The organism is Bartonella sp. AP331QHHD, assembly GCF_042195905.1.
Taxonomy (GTDB): Bacteria; Pseudomonadota; Alphaproteobacteria; order Rhizobiales; family Rhizobiaceae; genus Bartonella.
In genome coordinates, this window is sequence record NZ_JBHIPG010000021.1 from 1 (window position 1) to 13,731 (window position 13,731).

General features: G+C 44.5%; 15 protein-coding genes. 12 read left to right on the forward strand and 3 right to left on the reverse strand.

Translation table 11 applies throughout. The features are described from left to right. Positions 1–200: 200 nt before the first annotated feature. Positions 201–326 (forward strand): hypothetical protein, encoded by a 126-nt coding sequence (locus ACFIMS_RS02195; RefSeq protein WP_375693598.1) that lies wholly within the window; start codon positions 201–203, stop codon positions 324–326. A 2,371-nt stretch (positions 327–2,697) separates the two neighbouring features. On the opposite strand, the gene ACFIMS_RS02200 is transcribed toward ACFIMS_RS02195, so the two are convergent. Then, complete coding sequence (locus ACFIMS_RS02200) at positions 2,698–3,267, reverse strand: hypothetical protein (protein ID WP_375696340.1); 570 nt, start codon at positions 3,265–3,267, stop codon at positions 2,698–2,700. A gap of 87 nt (positions 3,268–3,354) precedes the next feature. Between ACFIMS_RS02200 and ACFIMS_RS02205 the strand changes: the two genes are divergently transcribed. From ACFIMS_RS02205 to ACFIMS_RS02235, 7 genes are read left to right on the forward strand one after another with little or no spacing between them, the layout of a single operon-like run. Further along, positions 3,355–3,549: a hypothetical protein gene (locus ACFIMS_RS02205; protein WP_375668421.1), complete on the forward strand. Its 195-nt coding sequence runs from the start codon at positions 3,355–3,357 to the stop codon at positions 3,547–3,549. After that, positions 3,509–3,913, forward strand: coding sequence for a hypothetical protein (locus ACFIMS_RS02210; RefSeq protein ID WP_375696341.1), 405 nt, complete (start codon positions 3,509–3,511; stop codon positions 3,911–3,913). Before ACFIMS_RS02205 ends, ACFIMS_RS02210 begins: the two co-directional genes overlap by 41 nt. Before the next feature lie 15 nt (positions 3,914–3,928). Then, positions 3,929–4,597, forward strand: coding sequence for a hypothetical protein (locus ACFIMS_RS02215; protein WP_375696342.1), 669 nt, complete (start codon positions 3,929–3,931; stop codon positions 4,595–4,597). 24 nt (positions 4,598–4,621) lie between these two features. Continuing rightward, positions 4,622–4,945, forward strand: coding sequence for a hypothetical protein (locus tag ACFIMS_RS02220; protein ID WP_375696343.1), 324 nt, complete (start codon positions 4,622–4,624; stop codon positions 4,943–4,945). Positions 4,946–4,972: 27 nt separating this feature from the next. Further along, the gene (locus ACFIMS_RS02225; protein WP_375696344.1) at positions 4,973–5,254 is read left to right on the forward strand and encodes a hypothetical protein; all 282 of its coding nucleotides are present in this window, start codon (positions 4,973–4,975) and stop codon (positions 5,252–5,254) included. A 24-nt stretch (positions 5,255–5,278) separates the two neighbouring features. Then, a complete protein-coding gene (locus ACFIMS_RS02230) occupies positions 5,279–5,962 on the forward strand; it encodes a hypothetical protein (RefSeq protein ID WP_375696345.1) in 684 nt (227 codons plus the stop codon). A gap of 59 nt (positions 5,963–6,021) precedes the next feature. Further along, on the forward strand, positions 6,022–6,189 hold the full coding sequence (locus ACFIMS_RS02235) for a hypothetical protein (protein ID WP_375696346.1): 168 nt from the start codon (positions 6,022–6,024) through the stop codon (positions 6,187–6,189). 465 nt (positions 6,190–6,654) lie between these two features. Here the strand turns inward: ACFIMS_RS02235 and ACFIMS_RS02240 are convergent, their stop codons facing one another. Further along, a complete protein-coding gene (locus ACFIMS_RS02240) occupies positions 6,655–9,654 on the reverse strand; it encodes a toprim domain-containing protein (RefSeq protein ID WP_404977323.1) in 3,000 nt (999 codons plus the stop codon). A gap of 749 nt (positions 9,655–10,403) precedes the next feature. Further along, positions 10,404–11,474, reverse strand: a complete 1,071-nt coding sequence (locus ACFIMS_RS02245) for a YdaU family protein (RefSeq protein WP_375696347.1) — start codon at positions 11,472–11,474, stop codon at positions 10,404–10,406. A 417-nt stretch (positions 11,475–11,891) separates the two neighbouring features. Here ACFIMS_RS02245 and ACFIMS_RS02250 point away from each other — a divergent pair, with 417 nt between their 5' ends. From ACFIMS_RS02250 to ACFIMS_RS02265, 4 genes are all read left to right on the forward strand, one after another. Continuing rightward, on the forward strand, positions 11,892–12,209 hold the full coding sequence (locus ACFIMS_RS02250) for an XRE family transcriptional regulator (protein WP_273790852.1): 318 nt from the start codon (positions 11,892–11,894) through the stop codon (positions 12,207–12,209). A 312-nt stretch (positions 12,210–12,521) separates the two neighbouring features. Continuing rightward, positions 12,522–12,911 (forward strand): hypothetical protein, encoded by a 390-nt coding sequence (locus tag ACFIMS_RS02255; protein WP_375651140.1) that lies wholly within the window; start codon positions 12,522–12,524, stop codon positions 12,909–12,911. A gap of 2 nt (positions 12,912–12,913) precedes the next feature. Next, on the forward strand, positions 12,914–13,102 hold the full coding sequence (locus ACFIMS_RS02260; protein ID WP_273790850.1) for a hypothetical protein: 189 nt from the start codon (positions 12,914–12,916) through the stop codon (positions 13,100–13,102). A 151-nt stretch (positions 13,103–13,253) separates the two neighbouring features. After that, positions 13,254–13,412: a hypothetical protein gene (locus ACFIMS_RS02265; RefSeq protein ID WP_375696348.1), complete on the forward strand. Its 159-nt coding sequence runs from the start codon at positions 13,254–13,256 to the stop codon at positions 13,410–13,412. Positions 13,413–13,731: the final 319 nt, after the last annotated feature.

Consider the following 13,731-nt stretch of genomic DNA (forward strand, 5'->3'; position numbering starts at 1 on the left):
ATGGATTGGATACTGCCTTATGAGGGTTTGGCAGTTTCCGTTGAGGGGAAGGATGCACTCTTTTGAGGGCTAGAGTGCATCCTCATAGATTGGATACTGCCTTTATGAGGGTTTGGCAGTTTCCGTTGAGGGGAAGGATGCACTCTTTTTGAGGGCTAGGGTGCATCCTCTTATAGATTGGATACTGCCTTTATGAGGGTTTGGCAGTTTCCGTTGAGGGGAAGGATGCACTCTTTTTAAGGCGCGGAGTGCATCCTCTTATGGATTGGATACTGCCTTATGAGGGTTTGGCAGTTTCCGTTGAGGGGAAGGATGCACTCTTTTGAGGGCTAGAGTGCATCTTTTCCATGGATTGGATACTGCCTTTATGAGGGTTTGGCAGTTTCCGTTGAGGGGAAGGATGCACTCTTTTGAGGGCTAGAGTGCATCTTTTCCATGGATTGGATACTGCCTTTATGAGGGTTTGGCAGTTTCCGTTGAGGGGAAGGATGCACTCTTTTTGAGGGCTAGAGTGCATCCTCTCATGGATTGGATACTGCCTTTATGAGGGTTTGGCGGTATCCGTTGAGGGGAAGGATGCACTCTTTAAGGGCTGGAGTGCATCCTTTCCATGGATTGAATGCACTCTTTGGAGGCTAAAGTGCATCCATAGGGAAAGGCATATTCCATAAGAAACAGAGATAACAAAAAGATTTGTTTTTATATTTTTATTGATAGGTTGCTGTATTTGCGAGGGCTATTCATTCTTTATTCTCAATATTTAAGATGATTATGTGATAAGGGTTGTTCGTCAATACAATCGTAAAAGACGCTGATGTATTTTTATAAAAATTGAGATATTTTTGTGCCTTTTTCTTGTTTTTTTTGTGTTTACACAAGATATGCACGGCTTTTCAACAGTTTGTTTTTTTAGCTTTGCTAATGGCGATGGCGTTGGCTAAACACTTCAATTGTTTTAACTGCTTCAATACCGCCTTAAAAAACAGTGCTTTATAATATGACAAAATAAGCTGTATAACTTTTGATTCTTAAGCGATGCTAGAAAAAGGGGAATGTTAGGAGAGATGTTGTCTATATTCTCAGTTTATCTCTTAAGGTAGGAAGATTAACATATTTTCCGGATCTATTTTTATTCGGTTTGACGGTTAAAGAGCAATATCTGAATGGAATCACACTTGTCTCATGTTTTTATCTTCACGCTTTAGATTTTTTCTCATAGGGATTTTGTTTTTAATGGGGGATTTTGTTTTTTAATGGGAGTTTACGCGACTCACATAAAACAGAATGCTCTAAATAGAATATATTTGTGTTGCACATTTACCTACTTGTTTAAAAACATTATGTGATCTTATTATCACAATTATATTGGTGATTGGAGATATTGGTAAATCTGATAATGGAGAAATCTCTTGTGAAGTGGATAAGCCTTTCTTTAAATTCTCATAAGGAAAAGCCAGCACATTATCATACTATTCGCGCCTCATATGATGACAGCCTTTGGCTCTTGAGCGTGTTCATAAGAGGCATTTTGATTCTTTATCTTTGAAATCTTTGAAGTGCGTTATTTCATATGTCTCTCATGTTTGTAATGTGGAAAAGACAAGGTGTTGATTGATGCAACATGAAATAAATTTAAAATGAGAGAATCCCTATGATATCTGCGTCTCTTAATTTTATATGGATAACGGGTTTTAATATGGATAACGGGATATGATGATTATAAATCAATATGTTGTCGTGATACATCAACCTGTTGGGGGGCGATAAAGAAAGTTATCCAATAGTTAAGTCATTCTGTTATGCCGTAAAACACGGTCATTTGAGGTTTGGTGATATGAAGCAAGCTTCCTTGGATATGTTTTAAGTGTTTTTTTAAGGGCGTGGTGAATTTTTGAGACAGAGCAAGCTTCTGTTGCGCCTTGAGTTTAGCGGAAAAACCTGAATAGAAGCCAAGAGGGAAGTGTATCCAAGCTGTTTGTAAATCAGATTGAGTTAAGAATCTTTGTTCTTTAAGAATGGAACGCAAGTCAATTTGACAAAAGAATGATCTATTTTGCGGGTAAACCTTATGGAGGAATTATCACAAAGCTCATAAGGAAGTGATTTAAGACAATACAGTTATAAAAAGTACAGGCATAAAAAAAAAGTCCTCCGTCGCAATCAGAGGACCAAAAAGCAGGAGAATTTTAACATTGACTCGCAGGACGTGTCAAAAAAGAATAAATTTAAAAGGCCGTACTAAATACAAAAAAATCATACTTAAAGAACCTACCATATTATAGTTAGCAGAGAATTGAAAAAATAGCAATATAAAAAATACTTTTTACAAAAAATTTTGTCATTTTGCATTAAAACTTAATACTTTTTTCAATTGAATATTTGTTTTAAGACTCGATATTAATTAAACTATATTTAAAAATATTATGATACATGCAAGCATCTTGAGAATATTCTTCAATCAAAAACGAATTAAGAGCCCCTCATGATTATAGGACTGATATGGGGGAAGGCTTTTTGTTTTTAAGAGTGTGGGGTGTATCTTAAGTATGTGTGAGGGGGGTGAAGTATTGTCCTTTTGGGTGGGGGCAAGGTAATGAAAATGGAGGCGAGAGCTGCTGGATGCTTGAGCCCGTGTGGGGGAGGTTTCTTTAGAGGGGGCGGGGCAACATGGGAGGCCGCTTAAAATGGCGAGGGAGATTATTCAAAATGTTTATGGTTTGCATATCCCCAATGAAATGCGAGCAAGTCTAAACAATCTCGTAAATGATCGGCAAGGGAGTTTTGTTTGCGTTTTGAAGAACTTAATTCTTTTATCGCTTGTCCATAGCCGATAACGCGTTCAAGCAGTGAATAGCCAAGAATACCCAGTTGAACTTTGATTGTTCTTAAATGATTGGAGGCTTCTATTTGACGTTCAATGGGGTGTGTGTACCCTTGGCTACAGGAAACCTTTTCACGGGTGTAGTCAAGGCTCATGTGGAGATCGGCTTGGCTTTGACGCCAGTAAAAATAAAAACGTTCTGCCGCTTTATATTGGGCTTTGCTGAGATGTCCTTTGGCATATAAAAGGGCAATGGGATGGCTTTGTGCATTGGCAATGGCTTTAATCGTGCGCGGGTTACTGGAACTTTCTGGATGATTGGGTTTAAAATAAGGATTACGCGTTTCTACAGGGATTTCTTGCGTCTTTAAATGACCAATGTGCTTTCCTTGATTTTGATGATCAAGCGGGCAGGTTTGCATGTTTTTTTTCTCTTGATGGCTCATAGCATCTCCTTAAAAATTTTAATTTTGCTTCTCGTTTTTTAAAAAATGTTGCTTGATCTAGGCAAAAGAGGGGGGTGAGAGGAAGACATGTGTTGGAGTGTGCCGTGGGGGTATGCGCTCTTGGGGGTGACTTGGACTGTTGCGCTTGTGTGTGGGAGCCCCATGGATTTGGCTCTTGAAAAGAGGGGTGTTTTGTCGCATGGTGGATTTTCCTTGAATGACTTGATGAGGGAGGTGAGTGATGGCGCGCGGGCTTTTGTCTCTGAAGGGATTGGTGTTTAGCTGTATTGTAGCTTATGTCTCTGTGGCTGTTTATGTGGAAATGAAGGCGTTGGGGATGACGTGGGGCGTATTTTTACGAGCTGTGGCGTTTTATGGCATTCCCGGTATTTTCCTTATGTTGGGTTATGAAGTAATGCAGCGGCGTGGTGTAACGAAGGGTTTGTTCCTCAAGATGGTGTTGTTGAGCTTCATTTTGGCTGCTGTCTCTGATTTTGTTTATAAGCAAGCTGAGCATTTTGGTTTGGCTCAGGTGTGGTTTTCAAACAAGTGGGTGTTTTATGTCCTTTTGGGCTTTGTCCTTGCTCTTATTTATAGAGGGGTAAGGCGTCTTGGGTTTAGGCTTTCATTCTTTGAAAAGGATTGATCTTTTGCTGCATTTTTGGCATGGTCTCTGATTTTTATTGATGAAGGAGCGGGGCGTATGGTGGTTGCGCGGGACATGTTTTTGAAGGGGCTGGCGTTTTGCTGCGTTGTTGGCATGGTCCTTGGCTTTGCTTATGAAGATGCGGGGCGACCGGCTATTACGTGGGAGGTGTTTTGGCAGGGGGTGGTGATTTCTTGCATTGCTGGAGCGACCTTTTGTTTTATTGTTGTGGGAGCAAACAGTAGAACTGTATCGTGGGGCGTGTTTTTCAAGGCTGTGGTGTTTTGCACCATTGCTGTAGTGGTTCTTGGCTTTGCTTATAAGGGAGCGAAGCGTTTTGATATATCATGGGAATTTTTAGTAATAGGAGCGGTGTTTGTTGCATTGCTGGCGCTGTCCTTGGTTTTGCTTATGAGGGTGCGGGGTAAATGGATATCGCGTGGGGTGTGGTGCTTCAAGTGGGTGGTGTTTTCTTGTATTATTGGCACTGTCGTTGGGTTGGCGCATGTGGGAGTAAAGCATATGGGCTGGAGCACGCATTGGTTCTTGAACAATGGGGTGTTTGTGAGCAGTGTTGGACTTGTTCCTTTTTTTGTTTTGGAGGGGGTACGCTGTATGCGTGTACTGTTGGGGTGGTGCTTAAAAAGAATGAGCATTTTTCTTTCCCACGGGCGTGGTCTTTGATGTTCTTTCTGTGAGGGGTATTTGATGTCGAACGATGTGATGTTTTGGCAGTGGTTGGCACTTTTCTGTCCTTTGGTTCTCGCCTTTGTTTCTATTTATGCGGGAATAAGGTTTTTCGGGTTTACAAGGAAGGACTTTTTTAAGGGTGGGGTGCTTGCATTCTTTGTTGGCGTGACCTCTGATTTTGTTTATGCGAAAGCTGAGCATTTTGGTTTGGCTCAGGTGTGGTTTTCAAACAAGTGGTTTTTTTACATTCTTTTTGGCGTTGTCTTTGGTCTTATCCTTGGGCTTATTTGTCTAGGGGCAAAGCGTCTTGGGTTTAGGCTTTCATTCTTTGTAAAGGATTGATCTTTTGCTGCATTTTGGGCATGGTCTTTGGTTTTGCTTAATAAAGGTGCGGGGTGTATGGTGGTTGCATGGGACATGTTTTTTAAGGGGCTGGTGTTTGGTGGCGTTGTTGGAGCTGTTGTTGGGTTGGCACATGTGGGAGTAAAGCATATGGGCTGGAGCACGCATTGGTTCTTGAACAATGGGGTGTTTCTGGGCACTATTGGACTTGTTCCTTTGTTTGTTTTGGAGGGGGTACGGTGTGTGCGTGTACTGTTGGGGGGCTTAAAAAGAATGAGCATTTTTCTTTTCCACGGGCGTGATCTTTGATGTTCTTTCTGTGAGGGGTATTTGATGTCGAACAATGTGATGTTTTGGCTGTTGTCTTGGTTTTTCTGCTTTTTTGCTCTGGCCTTGGTTTTTATTTATAAGGGAGCAAAGCGTCGCTCTGTTACAGGGTGGATGTTTTGGAGATGGGTGGTGCTTTATGGCGCCCTTGCCACCTACCTTGGTTTTGTTTATGTGGGCGTGGGCAGGCGCGCTGTTGACGGGGAGCTGCTCTTGAAGGGGGCGGTGTTTTCTTGCATTTTTGCAACTGTCCTTGGTTTGGTGCATCTGGGCGTCAAGAGTATGCCTGTTGCTTGGCAAGTGTTCTTGAAGGCGGTTATGTTTTGTTGCATGATGGGCTTTATCCTGTGGTTTGCTGCTGTGGGTGTCAGAGATATGGATAGCATAAGGGCGGTATTCTTAAAGGTTTTGCTCTTGTCTGTATTGTTGAAAGTGCTCTTGGGGTTCTTTATACGCGAGCAAGGTGATACGGTGCTACAGAGGTCGTTGCGTGCTTTGAATTTTGTGCTGTTTTTCTGCATTTTGGCACCAATTCTTTGTTTTACCCGTCTGGGAGCAGAGAATCTAGGGTTGAGCTGGCTTTGGTTCTCGGATGAGAGGGTGTTGCCCTTTATTGTTGGATTTTTTTCTCCTTTGATTTATCAGGGTATAAGGCGTGCGCGTGTTCTATGGGCTTGGTTCTTGAGGTAGGGGGTGTTTTTTTGTCTTATGGGTGTGATCTTTAATGGGCTTGCTGTGAGGGGTATGTGATGTCGAACGATTTGTTTTTTTTGCTGTTGTTGGTGTTTTCCTACCTTTTTATTGTTGTCGTTATTGGTACTTATAGGCTTTCCAAGCGCTTCGATATTCCGTGGTGGCGGGCGGCGTTTTATTGTATTTTTGGTGTTTCCCTCTTTTTGAAGGAAGTGCTGTTTTAAGGCATTTTAGGAGTCGTCCTTTTTTTAGCTCTTTTGGGGATGGAGAGTATGGACATACCTTGGGGACTCCTGTCCTTGATGGGGATCGTGTTTGCTGCACTGTTGGAGTGGTTCTTGATTTTGCATATGAGGGGGCGGCGAGATGGGGTGGTGACGCGTTGTTTGTGGTTATTGAAGGGGGTNGTTGGAGTGGTTCTTGATTTTGCATATGAGGGGGCGGCGAGATGGGGTGGTGACGCGTTGTTTGTGGTTATTGAAGGGGGTGGTGTTTTGCGCCGTTGTTGGAGCGATCTTTTTTTGTTTCCGTCTGGGAGCAGAGAATCTAGGGTTGGGCTGGCTTTGGTTCGCGAAGGATTGGGTGTTTTTCATCATTTGTGGATTGATCCTTCCTGTTGTTTCTGTGGGAGCAAGGCGTGCGCGTTTGAAAGCGGAGGCGTTTTTAAAGAGAGTGGGGTTTATGGGGCATTACAGATAACGTCGAGGGAATGATTGTTCAAAAGAACAGCGATAGCGGTAGGTTTGGGGATCAAACCAAAGCCCTATTTTGCCTTCAAAATCACCAGAACGTTGTTTGGCAATATTCATAATGACACCTGGGCGTTTGGCTAAATCTGCTTTTTCTTGTGCGAGAGAGGCGGCAAAGATTTTATCTTCCAACGACCGATTGCGCCAAATGGTGATGATGTTAAAGGCATTGGCGCCAATCTCTGAGGCGCCTTTAATGTCTTCTGTGCTGGGGATATCTTTATCCAGACCGCTTTTACGGGCATGGGCGACAAGGTGAATGTGCACACTGTTTAAAACAGCCCAATCAACCATTTTATAAACGGCTTGTTCTTGTTTTGCATAATCATCAGAGGCAATGCCAAGCCGCATCAAACTGTCGATGATAAATTGATCGCAGCCATAGCGCGCACGACAATAGTCAAAGACTTCAAGCAAGGTGTCAACGCTTGATTTGCCAACATGTTCATAAAGAATAAGCCCTTCGTCTAAAAAATGAAGAATCCGTTCAATCGTCTCTTTTGTAGGCTGTTCTAAGCCGCCCGTTTGTTTGGTTAAACGGCGAAGCGATTGTTCTCCTTTCATTTCTAGAGACGCTAAGCAAAGGCGACTCTTTTGTGCAATCCAATGGGGAATACAATCTGATAATAATTGGCTTTTACCTGCACCACTCGCACCGCTCCAGAGCGTTAATTCTGCTGGGCGGAAATGCAATTTGTCCTTCAGTTTAGGATAGGGAACCGTATAACCAAGATGTTTTTCAGGCTCTGGCCAAAAAAGCCCAATCACTTGATCTTTATAGTCTGAGGCGCGCCGTAAACCTTCTGGTGCAAAGCTTTGTGCTGAGGAAAAGGCGGCTTTTATGGTGGCTTTATCGATCCCTGCGGTTAAACAGTCATTGGCATCTTTAAGGGGTAAACGGACACGGTAGCAACGGTGGCGTCCAAGCCTGCTGGCAATCTCACGGGCTGCTTCTTCTCCGGGCGGATCCATATCGGTGGCTAAAAAAATCGTTTCAAAAGATTCTAAATGATCAAATTCATTTTCAATCCAATTGTGCTTTCCTCCACTGCCTCCTCCAAAGGGGACAGAGACCGCCGGATATCCATAGGCGGCTAAGGAAAGTGCATCAATTTCTCCTTCAGTGATGACAATGGTACGGTTTGTTGAAGAAAGAAGGGGAAATGGCGCCTGTTGGGGGGTGTGTGTGGGTGCCTGTTGGTGTGTGTGTGTGGAGGTGGGGTTGATTGAGGGTACCTGCTGAGGTGTGTTTTGGGGCGCCTGTGTGGAGGCGTGGTTGGTTGAGGCGGTGTTTTGGGATGCCTGTGTGGAGGGGTGGTTGGTTGAGGTGGTGTTTTGGGATGCCTTTGTGGAGGGGTGGTTGGTTGAGGCGGTGTTTTGGGATGCCTGCGTGGAGGCGTGGTTGATTGAGGTGGTGTTTTGGGATGCCTGTGTAGAGGTGGGGTTGATTGAGGTGGTGTTTTGGGGCGCCTGTGTGGAGGGGTGGTTGGTTGAGGCGGTGTTTTGGGATGCCTGTGTGGAGGTGGGGTTGGTTGAGGGTACCTGTTGGGATGTGTGTTGGAATACTTGCTGAGGTGTGTGCTGGGTCGCCTGCTGGGATGTGTGCGTGGAGGCGGGGTTGGTTGAGGGTACCTGCTGGGGTGTGTTTTGGGGTGCCTGCTGAGGTGCGTGCTGGGTTGCCTGTTGGGATGTGTGCGGGGATGCCTTTGTGGAGGCGGGGTTGGTTGAGGTGGGGTTGATTGAGGTGGGGTTGATTGAGGGTACCTGCTGAGGTGTGTGTTGGAATACCTGCTGAGGTGTGTGTTGGGTTACCTGCTGGGATGTGTGCGGGGATGCCTGCGTGGAGGTGAGGTTAGTTGAGGCGGTGTTTTGGAATGCCTGTGTGGAGGTGGGGTTGGTTGAGGGTACCTGCTGGGGTGTGTGTTGGGGTGCCTGCTGGGGCGCCTGCGTGGAGGTGAGGTTAGTTGAGGCAGTGTTTTGGGGCGCTTGTGTGGAGGCGTGGTTGGTTGAGGGTACCTGTTGGGATGTGTGTTGGAATACTTGCTGAGGTGTGTGCTGGGTTGCCTGTTGGGATGTGTGCGTGGGCGCCTGCGTGGAGGCGTGGTTGGTTGAGGCGGTGTTTTGGGATGCCTGTGTAGAGGCGGGGTTGGTTGAGGGTACCTGCTGGGGTGTGTGTTGGAATGCTTGCTGAGGTGCGTGCTGGGTTGCCTGTTGGGATGTGTGCGGGGATGCCTTTGTGGAGGCGGGGTTGGTTGAGGCGGTGTTTTGGGGCGCCTGTGTAGAGGCGGGGTTGGTTGAGGGTACCTGCTGGGGTGTGTTTTGGGGTGCCTGCTGGGATGTGTGCGTGGAGGGGTGGTTTGTGGGGTAAAGGGCTTGCCAACCAAATAAAATCGGTTCACATTGGGAGGCTGTTGGTTTTGTTTTTGCTCCCGTTTGTGCAAGTCGTTCTTTGACTAAAGCAAGGGTGCCGTCGGGTTTATAAAAGGGGAAAATGATTTTTTTGCCATTTTCTCCTATGCGGTAACGCTTTATAATTTCTAGAGGAATGCGGCGTTCTTCGTGGAGATAGGTTTTTACAAGATTCTGCGGGCTCTGCCCTGTAGGGACCGGTGGACGGCGATAGGAACGATGGGGCGCCATAAAGGGTTTGGGGCGTGTCAGATTGAGAGTCGCGCGTGCTTCTTCTAAGGCTTGAGAAAGACTAATGCCTTTGACTTCACACCAAAGGTCTAAAAGATCTCCTCCAGTGCTTTCTGCAAAATCATACCAAAGTCCTGCTTTACTACCACTCAAGCAAATCGATAAACTTTGACCAGCTTCACCACGTGTGTTGCCTACAATCCAATTGTTGCCTCGTTTGTGCCCTTGGGGAAGAAGCATTTCTGCTATTCTATCGGCTTGTGAGATAAGTTTTTGTTTGATTTCAAAAATTGTGCTCATGGTCATTCGTGATATTATTGTCGTTTTTCTCAAGATGTGGGAGGTGAGGATTCTGTTTTTGCTGTTCTCGTTGTTCGATCACATGGTGAAAGGTCTTATGCTATACGGTCCTTTTTTGCGCGGGACTTGCTCTATCCTGAAAGTTTTTGAAATGGCTGTGTTGGTATCTGTTTGCCAAGGGTTTAGGAAGGTGGAGCCCTTTGAGAGGGGCGCGTTGGAAGGCAGGTAGGGTGGATGATGCAAGAAGGTGGGTGGATATATCTGTGAGGGTGTGGTGCATGTTGGAGTCCTGTTTTGGGATACCTTGTTGGGGCATGTGTTGGGGTGCCTGTGTGGGAGGGGGAGTGCCAAAGAGTTTGCTTTTCATTGAAGGTTTTTGAAGCTGCTCTGTTGATGTCTGCTTGCCAAGAGCATGGGAAGTGGCGCCTTGAGAAAAAGGAGGAAAGCGGAAAGGAGGAAGGGGGTGAAAGAAGGGTGGGGTGGATATGTCTGTGAGAGGGTGGTGCATGCTGGAGTCCTGGTGTATTGGGGTGCATGTTGGGGTGTGTATGTTGGGGTGCCTGTGGGGGTCTTTTGCGTGGGGAAAACGCTTTTGTGATGAGAGAAAAATGGTCGATGTTGACTCGTTTTACGGTGTGAATCGCCTATCCAAATGTTGTTTTGCCGCCTTTTGTTTTGTCCGATGCTGTTGTGGTTTTGAAGCATTTTTGTCCCCGCGCTTGCTTGAAAAATACGTTGTTTGTGTGATGTCAAAAATTGTCGTTATAGTTGATCAAACTGCGGTAAAGCGTGTCGTTGTTCTCAGAGGTAAAAGATGAGGAGCCTCCCTGTTTTTGCTGTTCTAACCGTTCGATCTCACGGCGAAACCAGTTGCGCCATGTGGCTTGCCAGTCTACTTTGAGTGCTTCTTTGCCGCTCTTGGCTTGCCAATAGTCGCGAAACTTCTTGGCTTGCCAAAGAGCTTGGCTTTCACTCAAGCCTTCTGAAACTGCCGCCTTGATGTCTGCTTGCCAATGCTCAGGAAGACGATGCCCTTTGGTAACTGAGGTTGTGGTTTTTTTGTTGGTGCAAAGCGGGATGGAGGCAGGAAGATTGCTGGGGGGAAGAGTGGTGGCGGATTTTGTTTTTTCCCCCGTGACAATTTGCGCGATAGGGGCGGGAGTGAACTCGTCTTGGGGAGCTTTTAAAGGGGAGGCGTTTTTTTGCTCCGCTTCTGCTTGGGCAGGCAAAGGGAGAGGTGAATCAAGAGCCGATAAGGGGGATGGATGATCGCTTTGTTCAAAGTTCTCTTCGCAGGAAAAACAAGGTTCTGTCTCATCAAACAAAATTTTCTTTTCTAAAACACCGTAAGGTGTTTCCTTTTCTTCTGCCTTTTGAGCTTTTGAGTTTTGTGCAACATCTTTTGGACTTTCGTTAAGCAGTTGTTGCATCTCTGCATTGATTTTCTTGCGTTTTTTTGCCGAAGAACGACCCGCAAAGGATTTTTGTTCAAGCAATTTTTCACGCTCTTGAAAAACATTTTCGCAACGCTTGTTCCATAATCCATTGGCTAAATTTAAAATCTTACCCTCTTGGATGAGCATCTCTAAAACATTAACAAAAGTTCGCTTGTCACAACCACAAAGACGCGCTAAACGTTCTTTCGATATTTCTAAAGGTCGGCCACGGGCATACATTTCATTGAGAAGAATCGTATAGATTCCAATTTCGTGTGCGCGCATCCCACGTACACCTCCTAGAAAGTCATTTTGATACCAACAAACATATGGAAGCCTAGACGATTCATAATGAGGAGTTTCTTGTTGATTAGCGTGTTTCATACTGCAATCTACTTTCTTCTTTTTTATACATTTTTATTGATGATAAAAGCTCAAATAAGGATTTAACTTGTGTTGCTTTTGGCTCTGTTCGATGATGACTAGAGGCTTCTTTACGATGCTTATAAATGATTGGCTGTGCTTGAAGAGCATGCAAACTTACGATTTAAGATTGCGGTGATGGAAAAAATAAAGAATACCACACATTCTCAACGTACTTGCTTTTGGGCAGAAGCTTTGGAGGTGGTCTTTTATATCCGGTAGGGTGGTTAAAGTGTTTTTATGATCTAAAAATAAAAAAAAATTTCCCCCGAAAAAGTAAAATTTGTTTCCTTAATTTTATCCTTTTTAGAGGATAATGCAAGCCCGTTTTATAAAAAGGACGTGTTTTTTTAAAAAGACGCGCTATATGGTGAAATTATGAATATCGATGGTTGGCGTCAAAGATTAAGAATCGCTTTGGAAAAAAGTGGGCGGTCAAAAAGATCTATCTCCCTCGCTGCCGGTAAAGGCGCGGGGTACCTTCATTCTATTCTTTCTGAAGGAAAAGAACCAACAATCGAATCTCTCTCGCGAATTTGTCACGAAATTAATATCAGTATGAATTATATTCTTTACGGGAAAGGGGCTAGCCCTGAAGATAAAGAATTTATAGAGCTTATTTCGAAACTCTCTCCGCAAGAGAGACAGGCGATTTTGACTCTTTTGCGGCGACCAATTGACGAAGCTTCAAAATAACTTCCTTCTGTGCTTTTGAGTCAAGGCGACTCCAGTGTTTTATTAATATTATGTCACTCATTTTATCTCTCCTGTGTGTTTATAATTGCAATTTTGTAAGAACAAATAGAGAACAACAAAGGGGCATGAGAGGAACAAAGAATAATAGATTTTTCTTTACATATGTCATTTGAACCCCGTAGATATTTAAAATATATCTTTTATGAAGGATAAAATGGTTGACATCTCTCCTATAGAGGATATAAGACTAACGCTATATTTAGTCTTGTCAAGACAAGGCTATGCTTTATCAACTATCTAAAGGGGGAAATCATGAAAAATATTTCATTCGTTAAAGAGGATGAAATCATTGTCGTTTTATGCGAAGAGGAAAATCCTTGTACTTATGAAGGACCAATCGACGAAATCGAAGAAGTGCTCGAACTGATTGAAGAATGTGAAACTGTTTATAGAGTTTTACGACTCGATCTGACAACTTCTCATGCTGAAGATGTTACCGAACAAATGGCGGATTTTTATGTCGAAAATCATGAAATAAATGAAGAAAATACACAATTGCAGCCCTTCATTTTGAATAGTGAAGCTTATCATGCTTGTTTAAATGAAAGAGCGGCTTGCGATTATGAAGATAATCTCTATGGCTCTTATGAAAAACAGCATCGTTTACGCCCATGTGATGTCTTGACAGATTATTGGTGGTAAACATGCCAAGTTATCTCAAGACTTCGTATCAAGGGATTCCACTTTATTATGCTGGAAATATGCGGAATTTAATCAGACTCGAACCACAAAAACACAACGCTATACTTTTTATATCGCAAGAGGTGGCTCAGTCTATGGCAAAAAAATTGGAGGAAGAATATTGCCGCCATGATTTTTCCGTCGTGCAGTAGCAGGGTTGAAAAAAGAAGCCGCAATGATGGGCCCAAGTGCTTTTTCATTGCGGTGACAATGGTGCACGTTATGCTTTCGTTCTTGGGGGGGTGGGGAGCTTGGGAGGAGGAGCTTTGCGGGGATTTTCTTAGCCGATATGGAAAGGAGGGCATGAAGAAAAGAGCCCTATATATGGGGAATTGCGGGCGCTTGTGTGGGGGAAGTTGCCGGCTGGTTCATTGGGGGGGTAAGGCAATGAAGGGGCAGCGGGTTATCCAGTGGGGTTGGAGTGATATGAAAGCATGCTGGAGAACAAAAATGAAGGCTTAGGGGGAAGATAAGCAGCAGTACAGACAGGTTCCAACCTATAAAGGCACGTTCAAGGGGGAAAGAGCTGGTTTTTGTGTTTTTGCGGCACGCAAGTAGGGAGCTTGGAATGATACCTAAAGCATGCTGGAAAATGGAAGGAGGTGTTTGACGGGAGAGGTCGTTAAAGCTTGTTTAGACGTATTGGGACACGTGGGGGGCTTTGGGGTGCTTTTGTGTTGAGTGCTGGGAGAGCGCCGCAATGATGGGCCCAAGTGTTTTTTCATTGCGGTGACAATGGTGTGCGTTATGCTTTCGTTCTTGGGGGAGACGACTTGGGGGG